The sequence below is a fragment of the Mesorhizobium sp. M1143 genome (assembly GCF_040318435.1).
Classification (GTDB): Bacteria; Pseudomonadota; Alphaproteobacteria; order Rhizobiales; family Rhizobiaceae; genus Mesorhizobium.
In genome coordinates, this window is record NZ_JAMYMJ010000081.1 from 1 (window position 1) to 16,137 (window position 16,137).

The window sequence follows — 16,137 nt, forward strand, 5'->3', positions numbered from 1 at the left end:
GGCCGGCAAGATATGGAAGCAGACACGATAGCCGATCAGCTCGGCGAGATCGTGAAGTCCACAGCAGACAAGACCGAGCATGCCGTGCGCGAACGTATTTCCGATACGCCTCAGCGTCAAACCTAGCCTGATGGTCCTGGATCAGCGATAGACGGTTCCAGAAGGCGTGCATAATAGTCGCGCTGATCGCTGCGCGTGGAGCTCGATCATGCCCTTCAAAGCACGTGGAAGATGGGCGGACGGGGACTTAATTCCTGACCACCTTGCAACCTGTCAGATTTTCCGACTGGCCAGCAATCTTGTCAGCCAGTCAGGATCCATTTCGGGAACAGAGGACAAAAGCCGTTCGGTGTAAGCGGCATGCGGAGGTGTGAGAACCACGCTCTTCAATCCCTGCTCGACGACTTTGCCGCCGTGCATGACGACAATCTCGTCTGCTATCGCGCGCACCGTGGCAATGTCATGGGTAATGAAGATGTAGCTCATCCCGAGTTCACGCTGTAGGCGCATCAGAAGCTTGAGGATCTCCTCCTGCACAATTTGGTCGAGCGCGGATGTGATCTCGTCGCAGATGATAAGCTCCGGTTCGGCAGCCAATGCCCGCGCAATGCAGACGCGTTGTTTTTGGCCACCTGATAGCTCGCCAGGTAGACGTTCCAGAAAATCCTCGCTCATCTCGACCAGGTGCATAAGTTCGCTTATCCGGCGATCTCTCTGCGCGCCTTTGAGGCCGAGGTAGAATTCGAGTGGCCGCTCTAAGACTTCTTCGACCGTTTGGCGCGGATTAAGGGCGTTGTCGGGCATTTGATAAATCATCTGGACGCGACGCAGGACCTCCTTGGGCCGCGCCTTCAGGCTCTTGGAAAGGAGCTGGCCTGCGAAAGAAATCGAACCCGAACTTGGCGGCAAGAGTCCGGTAACGACTCGAGCGAGCGTCGATTTCCCAGAACCGGATTCGCCGACCACAGCGACTGTTCTTCCGCGCGGAACCTTGATGGAGACATCCTGGAGCACCTTGACCCCTCCGGCATAAGCCGCGGTGACGTTGTCTATCGTCAAGAGATAGTCATCGGCTGGAACTTCGGGCTTGGCGAGCTTGCGGACTGCCCAGAGCGTCCTCGTATATTCCTGGCTGGGGGAGGCCAGCATCTGGCGTGTGTCAGCCACCTCCACGGTAACTCCGTGTCGCAGAACCATGATGCGATCCGCCATTTGCGCCACCACCGCCAGGTCATGCGTTACGTAGATTGCAGCAGTACTGAATTCCTCAACGATGTTGCGAATGGAGGCAAGGACTTCAACCTGCGTGGTCACATCGAGCGCCGTTGTTGGCTCGTCGAATATTATGAGGTCCGGTCGACAAGCCATTGCCATCGCTGTCATGGCCCGTTGCAACTGCCCGCCTGAGACCTGATGAGGATAGCGAAAGCCTATGCTCTCGGGTACTGGGAGCTGAAGACGCCGATAAAGATCCACGGCGCTCCGGTTCGCCTCTTCCCGGCTGACGATTCGATGCGCCACCGCGGTTTCGATGGTTTGTTCCAAAAGTCGATGTGCCGGATTGAAGGAGGCCGCCGCGCTTTGCGCGACATAGGCAATGCGGGAGCCCCGGAGACGACGGCGCCCCTTTTCATTGACTGCCAGGAGATCAATCCCGTCGAACAGGACCGAGCCCTGTGTGATCCGGCAGCCCGGTTTGGCATAGCCCATTGCGGCAAGGCCAATGGTGGACTTGCCGGCGCCTGACTCGCCGATTAGGCCAAGAACCTCCCCCCGCTTCAGCGTAAGATCGATCCCGCGGACGATGGGATGCCACTGTTCGTCCGAGGATCCCTCCACATGCAGATTGCGGATTTGCAGTAGATCCTTTCCTTTTTCGCGTGAGCCTGGATCGCTACTTTTCATCCCGCAACCCGCTTGTTGCGTGCAGGTACCAGTCCACAACGAAATTTACGGATACGGTAAGAAGAGCTATCGCGCCGGCCGGAAGCAGCGGCGTGACATCGCCGTAAGTGATCAGGGTTGCGTTCTCGCGCACCATTGATCCCCAATCGGCCGTCGGCGGCTGAATACCGACTCCGAGGAACGACAGCGCCGCGACTGTCAGGAACACGAAGCAGAATCGCAAGCCGAACTCGGCGACCAGTGGAGGCATGACATTGGGAAGGATTTCATTGGCGATAATCCATCTCGGTCCCTCGCCGCGCAATCGCGCCACCTCGACATATTCCATCACGGCCACGTTAAGCCCAACGGCGCGAGAAAGCCGAAAGACACGGGTGGAATCGAGAAGCGCAATGATAACAATCAGGCTGGTGATCGACGAGCCGAAGATCGACAGAAGCACCAGCGCGAAGATCAGACTCGGGATCGACATCAGCACGTCCACCGCACGCGACAAGATCTGGTCGAGCCACCCCCTATACAATGCGGCAAGGAGGCCGAGCGACACGCCTACCGCGAAGGAGAGCAATGTAGTCGCGACCGCGATAGCGATGGTGTTGCGCGCACCGTAGATCAAGCGGGTGAGCATGTCGCGGCCGAGCTGGTCGGTTCCCAATTCGAATTCCTGATTCCACGGCGCGAAGGCTTCGCTGAAGACCTGCGTCTCGCCATATGGGGCTATCCAGTGCGCGAAGACCGCAACAAGGACGTAGCCAACGATCACCACGATGCCGAACCATGCACTAAGCGGTGCCTTCTTCAGCGCTGTTGTCGCCCGGCTGGCACGCGAGCGCCTCAGCCTCTGAACCGCCGCGATAGATTGGGATCTGGTCATCGTGGGTGCAAGAGCCTGGGGTTGGTGGCGATGGAAATAATGTCGGCCAGCAGGTTGAGAAGGATGTAGGTCGCGGCGAAAATCAGGGCACAGGCCTGGACAACCGGAACATCCCTGGATTTTACCGCATCAACCATCAGTTGGCCGATCCCGGGATAGACGAAAACGACCTCGACCACGACCACTCCGACGATGAGATATGCCATATTGAACGCCACGACAGTGACGATGGGAGCCCAGGCATTGGGCAGGGCATGCCTCAGCACGATCACCATCGGGGACATTCCCTTGAGGCGCGCCATATCGATGTAGGGGCTTGCGAGCATGTTGATGATGGCCGCTCGGGTCATGCGCATCATGTGGGCCACGATCACGAGTGTAAGGGTGATTGCCGGCAGCGCCACTTTCCAGAGGTGCTCCCAAAATGGGGTCTGATCGTTCACATTCGACAATGTCGGAAATTTGGGAACCGCATTGAGTGCCCAGGTCAGTGAGATACTGAGCCAATGGGGCAGGGATTGAGCGAAATCGGATGCAATGAACGTGTCGCGCGAGATCACCAGGTAGGCGAGCATATAGGCGACGAAAAACTCCGGGAACGAAATAGTTGTCAGTGTCACGGCATTCACCAGCCGGTCGAACCAGCCGTTGCGGTACAGCGCGGCGAGAATGCCAAGCCCAAGCGCCAGCGGAACCGCTATCAGCGCGGTCACCGCTGCAAGAAACATCGTATTGTAGAGGCGTGGCGCGATGATCTCGGCCACGGTACGCCGATATCCGGTGCGGCTCGCGAACGAAGAGCCGAAGTCGCCGTGAAGCATTTGCGCGACCCAGACGAAATAGCGCTCGACAGGCGGACGATCGATGCCGATTTCCCGCTGAAAGGCGGCGACCGTTTCGGGCGTCGCCGACTGCCCGAGCGTGGCCTTGGCGAAGTCGCCCGGAAGCATCGCGATGGCAGAGAAGATGATGATGGACACGATGAACAAAGTGACCAGGCCGAGGCCAAGGCGCTGCAGAACCGTTCTTGCGACGGGGTTCATGTGAGTGCCGTCTCCCTTTGGGCGGCAGTCCTGCACTCGGAGCAAGCCGACCGGAGCCTCACAACCATCGTGGCCCCGGCCGCCTTTTCATGCCGTGGCGATCCACCAGCGTTCGGCCATTTTCAGTCCATCGTTCTCCCAGTTGGGCGCCACTTCGCCATGTGCGAGCTTTTTGGATTGGGCGCTGACGAAATTGTTGAAGACCAGCACGATGCTGCCGCCATCGTCGTGGGTTAGTTGCTGCATCTCGGCATACATTCCCGCTCGCTTGGCCTCGTCCGTCTCGGCCCGCGCCTTAACAAGCAATTCGTTGAAATGGGGATTTTTCCAGAACGACTCATTCCAGCTGGAGTCCGCGGCGAAGGCTTGCGTGAACATCCAGTCGGCCGTCGCTCGACCGCTCCAATAGGATGCGCACCAGGGTTTCTTGAGCCAGATATTGTCCCAATAAGCGTCCTCGGCCTCCCGCACGACATTGACGTCGATGCCGCATTGGGCTGCCGTCTCGCGAATGAGCGAAGCCGCATCCACCGCGCCTGCAAAAGCGGCATCGGCGACCGAGAGATCCACCTTCAGGTTCTCCATTCCGGCCTTTTTCAGGTAGTGCTTGGCTTTTTCCGGATCGAAGTTGTGTTGCGGTTGCGGATCCTTGGCGAATTTGATCGCTGGCGCGATCGGGTTGTCGTTAGCCACGGTGGCGTGGCCGAGAAAGATCTTGTCGACGATTTCTTGGCGATTGATCGCCCATTTCAATGCCGTTCGCACGTCTGGATTATCAAACGGCGCCATCGCGGCATTCATCGGCAAGGTATAATGTCCGTAGCCGGTGACCTCGACGATTTCCACCTTCGGATTGCGTTTCAACATGCCGAGGGTCTTGAGGTCGGCGCGGCCGATATAGTCCACCTCGCCCGTCGACAAGGCCGCCATGCGAGCGGCAAGATCAGTGATGGCGATGAATTCCACCTCGTCGAGATAGGGCTTGCCGTTTTTGAAGTAGTTTGGATTGCGCTTGAGTTTCGCCGAAACGCCGGGCTGGAAATTCTCAAGGAGGAAAGCGCCGGTGCGAACCCCTGAAGCCCAGTCCGCCTTGCCGTCCTTGGCTGGCATGATGACCAGATGGTAGTCACTCATGATGTAAGGGAAATCGGCGTTGCCGCTCTTGAGCGTGAAGACCACCGTTTCCGGGCCGTCGGCCTTGATCCCGGCGACGGACTCCAACAGCGACTTCGCCGCCGATTTTGTGTCCTTGCCCATGTGATATTGCAATGACGTCACGACGTCATCCGCCGTCACAGTCTTGCCGTTGTGGAAGGTTGCGCCTTTGCGCAGCTTGAAGGCCCAGGTCTTGGCCCCATCCGAAGATTCGAAGCTCTCGGCGAGGTCCGGTTGGACATTGCCTTTGGCGTCGACCTCAGTGAGGCTGTTGGATAGCGAGCCCGAAAACGCGGTTTGTGTGAACGTATCGGGGTAGCCGGCCGGATCGATTGAATCCGTCGTCGCGCCATGAGCCATGCCGAGCTTGGCGAAGCCGCCGTGCATCGGTTCGGCACGCGCCCTGGCGACGAAGAGCGTGTCGGCGGCGGCGACCGTCAGGCCTGCGGCTATCCCAAGATGAATGAAGTCGCGGCGGGAAACTTTGCTGCCACCGACCAGGCTTTGCGCGAGACCAAGCTTGTATTCAGATTCTGACATTTGACTCTCCCATTGCGGAGTTCTCCGCGTTATTTTTTTCAAGCACCTGCGAACAAATCTGCTAGTTGGCTTCGGCCATCTTTCTTCGAATTTTTCCAATCCCAATCGGCTTTTGGGCCAATCAGGCCGTCACATAGATGCTGCCGGCTTCGACGGTGACTGGAAATGTGCGAGCGCGAATGGACGGATCGACCAAGGCTTCACCTGACTTGATGTCGAATTCCCAGCCATGCCAGGCGCATCGAACGATCTCGTTTTCGCGATGATAGATGAATTGCGCTTGTTCAACGGGCGCGGTTGTCCCGCATTGCGGTCCCTCGCAAAGTGGAGCGCCGCGGTGCGGACAGACATTCAGCAGCGCGTGGAATGAATCTCCGATGCGGAAAATCCCGACCGAAAGGCTGCGGATCTTGGCGATAAACGGAGATCCTGTTTCGATCTCGTGGACGCGGCAGATATATGTCTTCTCGGGCATCGTATGGTTCCTCAGGCAGCATTCGCGGCTTGCGCACGGGGGATGCGTTTGTAGACTTCCAACGCATTCAGTCCCATGATCTTGCTCTTCCAGGCAGGAGGGATTTGCAGCGTGTTGGCATCGTCGTAATCCCAGTGCGGATAGTCCGACGCAAACATCAGCGTGTTTTCCCCGTCCATCGCTTCGAGCGTGGACCAGAGATGTTGGATGTTTGCAGGTTGCTCCAGCGGCTGCGTGGAAAAGCGGATGTTGCGCCGGCAATATTCCGATGGCAGCATCTTCAGCCATGGCGTCTCTTTACGCAGCGCTTTGTAGTCGGCATCCAGGCGCCACAGGACCGACGGAACCCAGGCGACACCGCACTCGATGATCACGAAGTAGAGGTCCGGCCACTTCTCGAAGACGCCATGGGCGATCATGCTTGCCACGTGCGACATCGCGGACATGTGCAAAATGGCATGCGTTTCCCAGAAGAATGTCGTGGGCGCAGGCGCAATGGCAGTTGAATTCACGCCGCCATGCCCGCCCAGATGTATGGCGAACGGCAACCCTACTTCAGCGCAAGCTTCGTAGATCGGATGGTAGAACGGGTCTCCATACGGCTTGACGGACCCTTGGGAAGCGAGAACCTGGACCATACGCGGATAACTGCCCAGACGGCGTATCTCGGCGGCAGCGAGCTTCGGATCCTGTGGTGCGATGATGATCGAACCCATGAAACGATCGTCTTTCGGCAGCCATTGGTTGATCTGATAGTCATTGTAGGCGCTGACCAGGGCGCTGGCATAGTAAGGATTGGCGAGGGTCGACGCCTCGATCGGCTCATCGCCGGTGAGGATCGCCACGTCGACTTTGTACTTGTCGAGGTGCTTCTCTTTCATGATGAGATAATTGTCGGCTTCCGTCTTCGGACGGACGTCCTTGCGGGAGAAGTCCTGCGGATGAAACCAGGGGCGATGGCCATGCGGAAATGCGCCGACTGGACCTGTTTTCTCGCCCTCGGTGAACATGTCTTTCCACAAGCCGGAAAGGTATGGCGTCAACACGGTGGCGCTTGACCAGTAATTGTGACAGTCGCAATCAACTATGAACACTTTGTTCCGCTCCGTGGCCCGTCCCGGCGGTGCGCCGGCCGATGATCTGGTGCAGCTTCCCCCTTGAGTATTGTTTGATCAAGCTTATGGTAGGCAGGAACATGATCGAATTTTTCGATCGGGATTTCCATGCAGCTTGATCACATCGAAACCTTTCTCGACATCATCGAATCGAGAAATTTCAATCGCACCGCAGATCGGTTGGGCTTAACCCAATCGACAATCAGCACCCGCATCAAGAACCTGGAGAGCGCAATCGGATCTGAACTGTTCCAACGCGGACGCGCCGGGGCAGAGCCGACTGCCGCAGGGCGCCGGTTCGAAGCCTACGCAAGATCTCTGGTATCCACTTGGTCGCAGGCTCGCCACGATGTCCGGGCCTTCAACCGTTTCGAAGGCACCTTGCGCGTTGCCGCCCAAGTGGGCATGACCCGCTCAGTCCTGCCCGGGTGGGTCGAAACCCTGTGCCAAGCACTTCCGAAGTCCTCAATCCATGTCGAGTCGGATTATTCGAACCAGATGGTCAGCGACCTCAGCATGGGAAACCTGGATATCGCGGTGCTTTATGCCCCCCGCTACTTGCCTGAGATCGCATACGAGCACCTGATGGTCGAGGAATATTTAATGGTTTCGACTGCCGCCAGAAACCTGTCGGACGTCGATCCCGACACCTACATCCGCCCAGGCTACACCGTCGTGCTGGAGAAAACGCACGCAGAGATGCTGGCTCAATTGGCGATCTGCCGACTTTCGACCGGATCGGAAGCTCTGGCGGAGATCATGCTCCGGCGAACGGGCGGCACTTGCTACATGCGCAGCGATGATGCGCGCAGGTTTACCGGTGAGATTCCATCGTTCCTGGTCGAAGGAGCGCCGACCTTGCACCAGCCAGTCCATACGGCGATACTGGCACGCCGCAAACACGAACCGATCATTCGCAAAGGCATCCGTGCTCTCCATCTCGCTGTTATGTCGCTGGAGGTTTAATCGATATTCCCGATCATAACGCTGGGATAATATTGCTGTTCAGCGGGGTAAGAACTGGCATGTTCGCTCGACCTAACGCCGAGCCGCACGATGAATGCATACGCCTCCATCCAAGCCTCAGATGTCGTGCCCACCATGCGTCAGCGGCGATGGGCACAAAAGACGCGAGATATAGTGCTCTGCCGTCGCGTGATAGACGAGACGCACGATGTGAAAACATTTGTTCTCACATCTGCCGCTGGTCGGATGTTCTGCTTCAGCGCGGGCCAGTATGTTCTCGTGCACCTCAGGATCAACGGCGCCACAATAACGCGCGCCTACTCGGTATCGTCACCGCCGACGCGACCGCTTGATCTTCAGATCACCGTGAAGCGAACGCAGGGCGGGCTCACTTCCAACTGGATCCATGACCATTTGACGCCGGGCAGCGAGATCGAGATCGAAGGGCCGCTCGGTTCGTTCAATCTGGATAAATTGCCGTCGGAGAAACCTGTTTTCCTTTCGGGCGGGAGCGGCGTGACTCCGACCATGTCAATGCTGCGTGCGCTTACAGACCGCGCAGACGACAGGGAGATCCGCTTCATTCACAGCGCGAAAACCCCAGGCGACATCATCTTCCGAGCGGAACTGGAAGCACTTGCCGCTCGCTTTCCCAATGTTCAAGTGACTTTGGTTTGCGGCCAGGGAGGTCCCGCTTGGACGGGTTCAACCGGCCGAATTGATGGTCGGATGCTGCTGAGCCTGGTTCCCGATCTTCACAAGCGCACCGTTTTTGCCTGTGGGCCCGAAGGATACATGAAGACGGCACGCGCCTGCCTTGATGCAATAGGCTTCCCGCCGGCGCAGTATCACGAGGAGAGTTTCGGAGGCAGCAATGGTTCTCGGTCGGAATTGGGCTTGGCGATTTCGTCTTCGGTCCGTTTTGTCCGCTCGGGTGTGGAGCATCGCTGCGCGCCCGGAGAGACCCTGCTGGACGCGGCGCGGAACTGTGGCATCTACATCCCAACCGCCTGCCAGCAGGGCGTTTGCGGAACGTGCCGAATAGCCAAACTATCCGGCGAGGTTACCATGGACGATTTGGGCGGACTGAATGCTAAAGAGAAATCTGCCGGCTATGTCCTGGCATGTTGCAGCCGCCCGCGAGGGACGGTTTTGCTCGATGCTTAGCTCGGCGTTGTTGACTGTTGGAAGATTCCGTCGGCGCACGCATCGGCGTCAGGGTCTAACCCAACGGCTCGACGCTCGAAGCTGTCAGTCCGTTATCGGCCCCCAAATGAGACGTTGGAAGCATTGAGGGCAGGGGACAGTTCGTGGCGCAAACGAGATAGCAGCTCCGAGTAGTCATCGCTGTTCGCGAAACGGTCGATTTCTGGACATCGCAATGTCGGGTATGGACTAACGCGCTATCTCGGCTCGAGGACCCATTCAGGTACGCGCCTGACATTAGGTATTGAGCATAGATCCGTGCGTCCCGGAAAGCGGACGCGGCACGATCCGGGTTAGGCGAGTAAGATAATACGCTCGATGACGGCGGCGCGCGCGGGAACGTCGCAACCAAGGATGAAGCTGTTGCTGGAGTCGAGCGGGCATTCACGCGGCCATGCCGGAGCAGATCGGCGCTACGACGGCCCAGCAGCCTTTGTCGCGGGGGGTTGTGTGCGTCAAGTTCTGCAAAATGGGGCAACCATGATGCTGGTCCTGCGGCTTGGCGCAGAGCGACCAGCGATCGCCATTTCCGATGCCAGCGCCTAAGCCTTTTATGAGACCTAAGCGCAGCTTGCCGGCCGCAGCATGGTCCCAATTTGGGACGAATAGTTTGGCACCCATATTGCACCCACATCTTTCGCCGGCTGATCCCCGGTCCTGATCGCGTACTCTGATCAGGTGTAAGGCTCGCCGGGCTCGAGGTTGTTGGGGTCTTCGCCCGGCGAGTTGTCTGCCAATGCGCAGTCACAGCCACATGGTGACGCCATACTCCGAAATGCCGCAAGCATTCCGCGGTTGTGCATCGCCCGACCAAGGTCGATCGGTATGGGGACTTCAGTCGCGCTAAAGGGGGATACGGTCTGCGACTCCGGATTTTTTGCTAGATTTCAGAGGGTTACAAAGCGCTTCGCAGTCGTCAGTCGCTCATTGCAACAAGCATTTATCTAAAGTTCATTCAGTCGAATTAGGAAACTCTTATAAGCCGCTCTATAACGAATCGGCGAGGTGGCTATTCGCCTGAGGAGGTACCATGACATCCCGAAAAACCCTTTTGGCGGCGCTTGCCGCGCTTGCGCTAGTGACCGCTCCTGCTTTCGCTGGTGCGGGTGGAAACGGTGGTGGTCACGGCAATGGTGGTGGTCACGGCAATGGCGGTGGTCACGGTAATGGCGGTGGTCACGGCAATAGCGGCAAGTCCGGCAACAGCGTCGGGAAGTCCGGCAACAGCGCTTCGCACGGCAAGTCGGCATCGGCTCACGCCGGAAAGAAGGCCTCGACCGACGACCAGGTCGCCGTCGACGACATTGAGGTCGCCGCGACGCCTAAGGACAAGAACATTCACGCCAAGCTTGGCCGGCTGAACTCGCTGCAGCGCAACATCAACGCCTATATGAACTCCAAGAGCAAGAAATTCGCCGGCATTCAGGCTTATGTGACAGGGTCGGCGGCCGCCAAGGGCGCCCAAGCCGCGGTAGATGCCGCCCAAGCCGAAGTCGACGCGTTGAACGCCAAATTGAACGACCCGAATACTCCGGCCGACCAAGTCCCGACCCAGGAGCAGATCGATGCAGCGCAGGCGGCGCTCGATGCCGCCAATATAACGGCTGCCGATGCTGCTGCCGCCGTCCCATCGCTGGATGACGCGCTCGCCGATATGGCCAACAAGCCGGTAGACGCCGAGGTCACCGAATGGGCCAACGGCGTGCTTGCCGAGAAGATCGACGAGATGGCTGCCAAACAGACTCCCGCGGCAACGCCGTAAGACCGGTCACCGCTGAAACGACCCTAGTCGAACGTGCAAGCCGCCGGGTCACACCCCCGGCGGCAGGGAGACGACGAGCTTGCCACCTTTTCTCCTCTTTGAGGGCGACCCCTAAACAAGCGGAGTCGCTACCGACGCTTAGGAACAAAAGTGCCGAAATACCGTGTTGAGGAGATCGCAGCCGATGCCGTGACGGCCACCCACACCGTCAACGCGAAAACTCCGATCAGGGCGGCGCGCGAAGCGGCGGAACGCGAGGTCATTCTACGCCCGGCCACATCTTCGAATACAGCTCAGCCTGTAGGGCGGTCCATACCCGGCTGGCCGCGGCTCACGCTGGTTTCTTGAAACGCACCATGCCGTCGACCTCGATGCGCAAGTTCGACTATTGACCCGGACCAGGGTTCTCTCGGTCTGTTTGAGCGAGGGGGGAAGCAATACGATTTCCTGGGCGTGCCGCTTGAGGCGTTTGTCGCGTTCAAATCTGCCCCACCAAGGGCCGCTATTCAACAATCACATCCGCAACCAACTATGCATTCCGGCTCGCCCAAGAAAAGGCTGCAGGCTCCTTGGACGATTAAGGGAGGTTCTTTCAGAAAAACGGCCCGCGCTGATCCAAGGGCGCGGGCCGGTCCGTTGCCGCCGGTCGGCAGCGGGAGGCATCCATTCCGGCCGGTGCAAACCAGCCCCTCCCGCCACAATTAGCAACCTTCGGCAGTCGTTTTCATCTGTCCAGGGGCTGCGGACTTGGCACTGGTGTCATCCTGTTGACCAGGAGCGGCCTGCTTAGCACTGCCACTCTGCTGGCCGGGCGCACAGTCCTTCGCTGAGTTCGAATTGGTCGACTTCGTTGTGGTCGAATCCGTGTTGTTATCTGTCGTCGGCATCGTTGTGGTAGTGGAGGAGCCACTCGACGTCGTCCCTGTTGTCCCTGTCGTCCCCGCGAACGCAAGCCCGCTGGAAAGAGCCATCATGGCAGTGGCAAAAAGAAGCCGTTTCATTCTTCATCTCCTAATGGCAAGTAATGTCCCTTCCATTCGATAACGGGGGATGCGAAGGATCGGTTCCAACGCGACCTTGTCTTGACCGGCAGCTTTGGGGCGGCCGTTAGCGGACTGGCAGCCTTCACAAGGCGGATCTTCGGTAGCTGACATTCCGGCTAGCGCGGACATCGCCTTCCCCATGGGCAGAAATTAGTCTCCTGGGGCCCGCCCACGTTTCTCTCAAGCCACCGATTTCATGGCCGACAGGTTATCACGATGTGTCTGAAGGTGGAGAAGCTGATCGTCGCCCCTTGGTTGTGCAGCCCTTCAGCCGTGGGCCAACCTCCGAACACCCTTGAAAAAGAACTTGAAGTCGTCCCGCACCAGAGCGAACGTCTTCGGATGATCGGGATAACACGGCGGTCACGAGACACCTGTTCCCGCGTCTTTTGCTCGCTCGCCGGCGCAGCGGCAAATTGATCATAGACGGTACTAAGTGGTCTTGCTGCTCCGGCATCTCGCCGTGAGGAAGAAATGACGCTGAGGATGCCCAACTGTCGTCGGGTCCGCTGGCCGCGCTTATGGGTCACGCGGCAGGCGTTGCAATCCCTTCTAAAGCGATGATCCTGGTGTTAGCGGAACGTTTGCGGATCTCGATCAGCCGGGCGTATTCCGGCGAATTATACCAGCCCATCAATGACGCCATGTCGGGGAATTCGACAATGACCAGTCGGTGTGGATCCCAATCACCTTCCAAAACCTTGGTGGCGCCACCGCGGCCCAGGTACCGCCCACCGTACCGCTCTTCGGTAGCGGGAACGTCCCGCCGATATTCCTCGAACAAGGCAGCGTCTTTTACGTCTACATCCGCTATCAGATAGGCAGCCATCTGTGTTTCCTCCTTAGACCCCGCTCGCCCTCCTCGGCTTCGGCGTCGTCGGTCCGCACCCTAACGACGATCTCCGTGGCGACATCCAGCGCCAGCGCGCTTTTCGATGATTGTTGGCGCTGCCACGGCTTTCCTTCTTTCGCATGGTTCGCAAAGATTAGCATGATCGCTGCTCTCGTGTCTGGCGGTCTCCCTCAAAGCGTCATCGAGCGCCCTTCAGATGAGACACCGCCGTCTCGACAGGTAGGCTCGGCAGTGTTCGGTTTTTCTTCGGTTCTTTTCATCCAAAACTTACTTGTAGAAAAGCGCGAATGAAAATAGGAAATATGCAACCTGAAAGATGATAAAAATCAGCAAGGTCCATGCAAGGGACTTCCAGAACGAATCGGTTGCTAGGTAAGTCCAGGTCGCTACCACGGTCGACGTGGCAAACATCCCAATCAGTAATCGCGGAAAAAACATCATGTTCAATGCCGCCCATAGCTGGACCGACCGGTCTCACGTCTACTCCCCAGAAGAACGTAAGGTTTCACTAAATTAGTAATTGCGCAAGCACCAATGGCCAGAACCAAACCTTCCGAACAGCTTTCCCGGGCTGAAATCGAGCGCTTCCTGGCGGCAGCCGAAGCGCTGCACAAGAGCATATTCGGGTCGCTGTGCGTACCACAGCGAGCATGCCAAGCTCTGTGAGGTCCATCGACCCCTTTTGAAGGCGATCGAGAACATCACCGGCCACAAGGCGCAGTTCATCCAAAGGAACGGGACAGGGCCGTCTCAGCCGCGCGGGAGCCGTCTGGCTAGCCGCCGGTCAAGTCCTATAAGCTCGGATGCGAAGCTTCGCTTCTCTTCCCGCAGGGTATTGCGACGCATTTTAAGCGCTTGAGTTTGCCGACGGTCTTCTCGAAGCGTACACTTTAATACCTGGGGTGGCGAAGCCCGCCAGCCGAGTGGTTGCCCTCCGCTCGCAGCCAACCGGCTCCGTGGCTCGGTGAATGGCTAGCACTGTCGCAGCAGTCCTCCGAACGCAGCCCGCCATGGCGGTGGCCGGCTTAGCAGTCTGATGCCCCCTCGCGGGCGAGATTGTCCACGTCGAGCGGATTGCTGACCAGTTTCAGCGCGCCGTCCGGGTTGCGCGGCCATTCCGCTTCCGGGCGATCCCAATAGAGTTCTACCCCGTTGCCGGGGATCGCGCACATAGATCGCCTCCGAGCCGCCATGGTCATTCGCGCCGGTGAGCGTCACCCCTGCTGCTCGCAGGCGGCGCAGCGCAGCCGCCAACGCCGCCCGTGTCGGATAGAGAAAGGCGACATGGTGTAGGCCCGTCGTGCCAATCGGGGGCGCGGCGCCGCCGCGGCTTTTCCAGTTAGTGAGCGCCAGATGATGGTGATATCCGCCCGCCGCGAGAAAGGCAGCCTCCTCGCTTAGCGACATGGTGACGCCGAACCCGAGGGCACCGCAATAAAAGGCTAGCGATCGCTCGATGTCGGCGACGTTGAGATGGACGTGACCGACCCGAACGCGCGGGTTGATGGCATATTTTTCGACGACGCTGGCGGCGTCATTGGGATTGATCGATTGATCGTTCATGGCCTCCGCTCCCCTGCTGGCGATTTCCACAAGCGAAATCATCGCGCAAATGCATTGCCCGGAAAATATGAGATGACTGGAATGAGCATCCCGTTTTCTGCATAATCCGGGAATGCGCATCGACGAGATATGTGTCTTCATCAACGTCCTCGAGGCAGGGAGCTTTGCCGGCGCGGCGCGCCGTCTCGGCATGCCTGCAACGACAGTGAGCGCCAAGGTCGCGGCCCTGGAGCGACGGCTCGGGCTCTCGTTGATCCAGCGCACGACCAGAAAGCTGCGCGCTACGCCCAAGGGCCAAGCCTATTTCGAGCGGTGTCGCATCGCGCTGCGAGAAATCGAGACCGTCGAAGCTGAGCTTCGCGCAGAGTCGGCGGGGATGGACGGACAGCTTCGGCTGACGGCGTCAGTGGATATCGCGCAGACGCTTCTACCGCCTGTTATTGCAGCGTTCCGTAAGGCTTATCCGGCGGTCGCCGTTGATCTCGTCGTCACCGACCGCGTTGCCGATCTCGTCGCCGACGGCATCGACCTCGCCGTGCGCGTCGGCCCGTTGCGCGATTCCAGCCTGATCTCACGCGCTTTCGTGACGGGTCCTTCAGGACACTTCCAAGGCCTACCTCGGCCGCCGGGGCACACCTGTCTCACTGGAGCAACTCGAACATCACGATCTAATCGCCCTCAGCAAGGCATGGGCGCGACCGCTGCCGATGCTGGCGGGCGACCGGAAGATCGGTGTTGACCTGACAGGGGGCCTCACCTGCGATGATCTGCTAACGGTGAGGGCGCTCGTGGCGATAGGATTGGGCATCAGCTTTCTTCCAGGCTATCTCGCCCATCAGCTCGATCTGGTGCGGGTACTCCCCGAACTGCGTTCACCGTTTACCGGCCTAGTCTTTGCTTATCCGGCACAGAAGTGGGCGCAACGACACCGGTCGCACCTGGTGCAGATGTTCGACAGCTCCGTGGTGCGCGGTCATGTCTCGGCGGTAGGGGCAAAAGGGCCTAGGCGATAAGATAGGTATTGCCCTGCGGAATCGGGTGGGATTCTAACTGCGATGACACACGAATTGCTTGCAGACGACGGTTGGGCCGAGACGATTGAGCTTCTCGGCGGCGAAGATTTGCTTACGCGGAGCGCCCGCGAGACGAAGGCGTTCCTGCGTCCGCAGGGCGTTCAATCGGCGCCCGATTTGTTGCGCCTGACGCGCGGCGGCTTCTCGACCAAAATCCATCTGAAGACACCTAACGCGTTCATTGGACAGCGACCCATTACTTGGCCCGCCGGCTCATGTTGGCGGGCTTTTTTGCGTCAGTCGGGAACAACCTCGCTCTGAGGCTGTTCGTTCACACCCGGCTCGTTCTTCAGCGATTCCTGCCGGTGACCAAGATGTCCTCTCCACTCGTCATGGTCGGCCCGCGCAGCCTCGGAAGCAGGCGCGGGCCTCATTCGCCGTCATTGCTGTGTGCTCGGTGCGCAACCGCTTCTTTGAATGCGCGTGCTGCTGCATCGCAAGCGACACGTGAGGAGCCGTTCACGGACAGGATGATTTCGGCTGCCTTCACGGTCAAACCGTGTTTTTCGGCGAACTCTGCGGCTGTGTATGCGAGTTTTGTTTTTTCGCTACTCCGCATTTCTG

Annotated in this window: 15 protein-coding genes and 1 pseudogene; 6 read left to right on the forward strand and 10 right to left on the reverse strand. The window is 58.7% G+C overall.

The window, feature by feature from the left end; all coding sequences use genetic code 11:
* Positions 1–273: 273 nt before the first annotated feature.
* The 6 genes from NKH35_RS29390 to NKH35_RS29415 all read right to left on the reverse strand — a co-directional run bounded on the left by NKH35_RS29390 (position 274) and on the right by NKH35_RS29415 (position 7,086).
* Positions 274–1,905 (reverse strand): ABC transporter ATP-binding protein, encoded by a 1,632-nt coding sequence (locus NKH35_RS29390; protein WP_023694068.1) that lies wholly within the window; start codon positions 1,903–1,905, stop codon positions 274–276.
* Positions 1,895–2,779 (reverse strand): ABC transporter permease, encoded by an 885-nt coding sequence (locus tag NKH35_RS29395; protein WP_023690446.1) that lies wholly within the window; start codon positions 2,777–2,779, stop codon positions 1,895–1,897. Before NKH35_RS29395 ends, NKH35_RS29390 begins: the two co-directional genes overlap by 11 nt.
* Complete coding sequence (locus tag NKH35_RS29400) at positions 2,776–3,822, reverse strand: ABC transporter permease (RefSeq protein ID WP_023673826.1); 1,047 nt, start codon at positions 3,820–3,822, stop codon at positions 2,776–2,778. Before NKH35_RS29400 ends, NKH35_RS29395 begins: the two co-directional genes overlap by 4 nt.
* A gap of 87 nt (positions 3,823–3,909) precedes the next feature.
* Positions 3,910–5,517: an ABC transporter substrate-binding protein gene (locus NKH35_RS29405; protein WP_023690447.1), complete on the reverse strand. Its 1,608-nt coding sequence runs from the start codon at positions 5,515–5,517 to the stop codon at positions 3,910–3,912.
* Positions 5,518–5,638: 121 nt separating this feature from the next.
* Positions 5,639–5,992: a Rieske (2Fe-2S) protein gene (locus NKH35_RS29410; protein WP_023690448.1), complete on the reverse strand. Its 354-nt coding sequence runs from the start codon at positions 5,990–5,992 to the stop codon at positions 5,639–5,641.
* A gap of 11 nt (positions 5,993–6,003) precedes the next feature.
* A complete protein-coding gene (locus NKH35_RS29415) occupies positions 6,004–7,086 on the reverse strand; it encodes an amidohydrolase family protein (protein ID WP_031201701.1) in 1,083 nt (360 codons plus the stop codon).
* A 129-nt stretch (positions 7,087–7,215) separates the two neighbouring features.
* Here NKH35_RS29415 and NKH35_RS29420 point away from each other — a divergent pair, with 129 nt between their 5' ends.
* From NKH35_RS29420 to NKH35_RS29430, 3 genes are all read left to right on the forward strand, one after another.
* On the forward strand, positions 7,216–8,073 hold the full coding sequence (locus NKH35_RS29420; RefSeq protein ID WP_023690450.1) for a LysR family transcriptional regulator: 858 nt from the start codon (positions 7,216–7,218) through the stop codon (positions 8,071–8,073).
* Between the two features lie 210 nt (positions 8,074–8,283).
* Positions 8,284–9,240, forward strand: coding sequence for an FAD-binding oxidoreductase (locus NKH35_RS29425; protein WP_198027084.1), 957 nt, complete (start codon positions 8,284–8,286; stop codon positions 9,238–9,240).
* A gap of 1,069 nt (positions 9,241–10,309) precedes the next feature.
* Entirely contained in the window at positions 10,310–11,041 is a 732-nt protein-coding gene (locus NKH35_RS29430; protein WP_352917224.1) for a hypothetical protein, read from the forward strand.
* A 1,569-nt stretch (positions 11,042–12,610) separates the two neighbouring features.
* Here NKH35_RS29430 and NKH35_RS29435 read toward each other — a convergent pair.
* The 3 genes and pseudogenes from NKH35_RS29435 to NKH35_RS29440 all read right to left on the reverse strand — a co-directional run bounded on the left by NKH35_RS29435 (position 12,611) and on the right by NKH35_RS29440 (position 14,500).
* Complete coding sequence (locus NKH35_RS29435) at positions 12,611–12,913, reverse strand: DUF1330 domain-containing protein (RefSeq protein ID WP_023670645.1); 303 nt, start codon at positions 12,911–12,913, stop codon at positions 12,611–12,613.
* Between the two features lie 291 nt (positions 12,914–13,204).
* A complete protein-coding gene (locus NKH35_RS32075; RefSeq protein ID WP_023690455.1) occupies positions 13,205–13,378 on the reverse strand; it encodes an exopolysaccharide production repressor protein in 174 nt (57 codons plus the stop codon).
* A 584-nt stretch (positions 13,379–13,962) separates the two neighbouring features.
* Positions 13,963–14,500, reverse strand: a pseudogene (locus NKH35_RS29440) (VOC family protein).
* 112 nt (positions 14,501–14,612) lie between these two features.
* Here NKH35_RS29440 and NKH35_RS29445 point away from each other — a divergent pair.
* Genes NKH35_RS29445 through NKH35_RS29455 form a run of 3 tightly spaced genes read left to right on the forward strand, consistent with a single transcriptional unit; the run spans position 14,613 to position 15,834 of the window.
* On the forward strand, positions 14,613–15,239 hold the full coding sequence (locus NKH35_RS29445) for a LysR family transcriptional regulator (protein ID WP_023690457.1): 627 nt from the start codon (positions 14,613–14,615) through the stop codon (positions 15,237–15,239).
* The gene (locus tag NKH35_RS29450) at positions 15,145–15,513 is read left to right on the forward strand and encodes a LysR substrate-binding domain-containing protein (RefSeq protein WP_084013112.1); all 369 of its coding nucleotides are present in this window, start codon (positions 15,145–15,147) and stop codon (positions 15,511–15,513) included. Before NKH35_RS29445 ends, NKH35_RS29450 begins: the two co-directional genes overlap by 95 nt.
* A 42-nt stretch (positions 15,514–15,555) precedes the next feature.
* Positions 15,556–15,834: a hypothetical protein gene (locus NKH35_RS29455; RefSeq protein ID WP_023670652.1), complete on the forward strand. Its 279-nt coding sequence runs from the start codon at positions 15,556–15,558 to the stop codon at positions 15,832–15,834.
* Between the two features lie 109 nt (positions 15,835–15,943).
* On the opposite strand, the gene NKH35_RS29460 is transcribed toward NKH35_RS29455, so the two are convergent.
* Positions 15,944–16,137: hypothetical protein (locus NKH35_RS29460; protein WP_502907007.1), on the reverse strand; the 194-nt coding region annotated here is incomplete at its 5' end.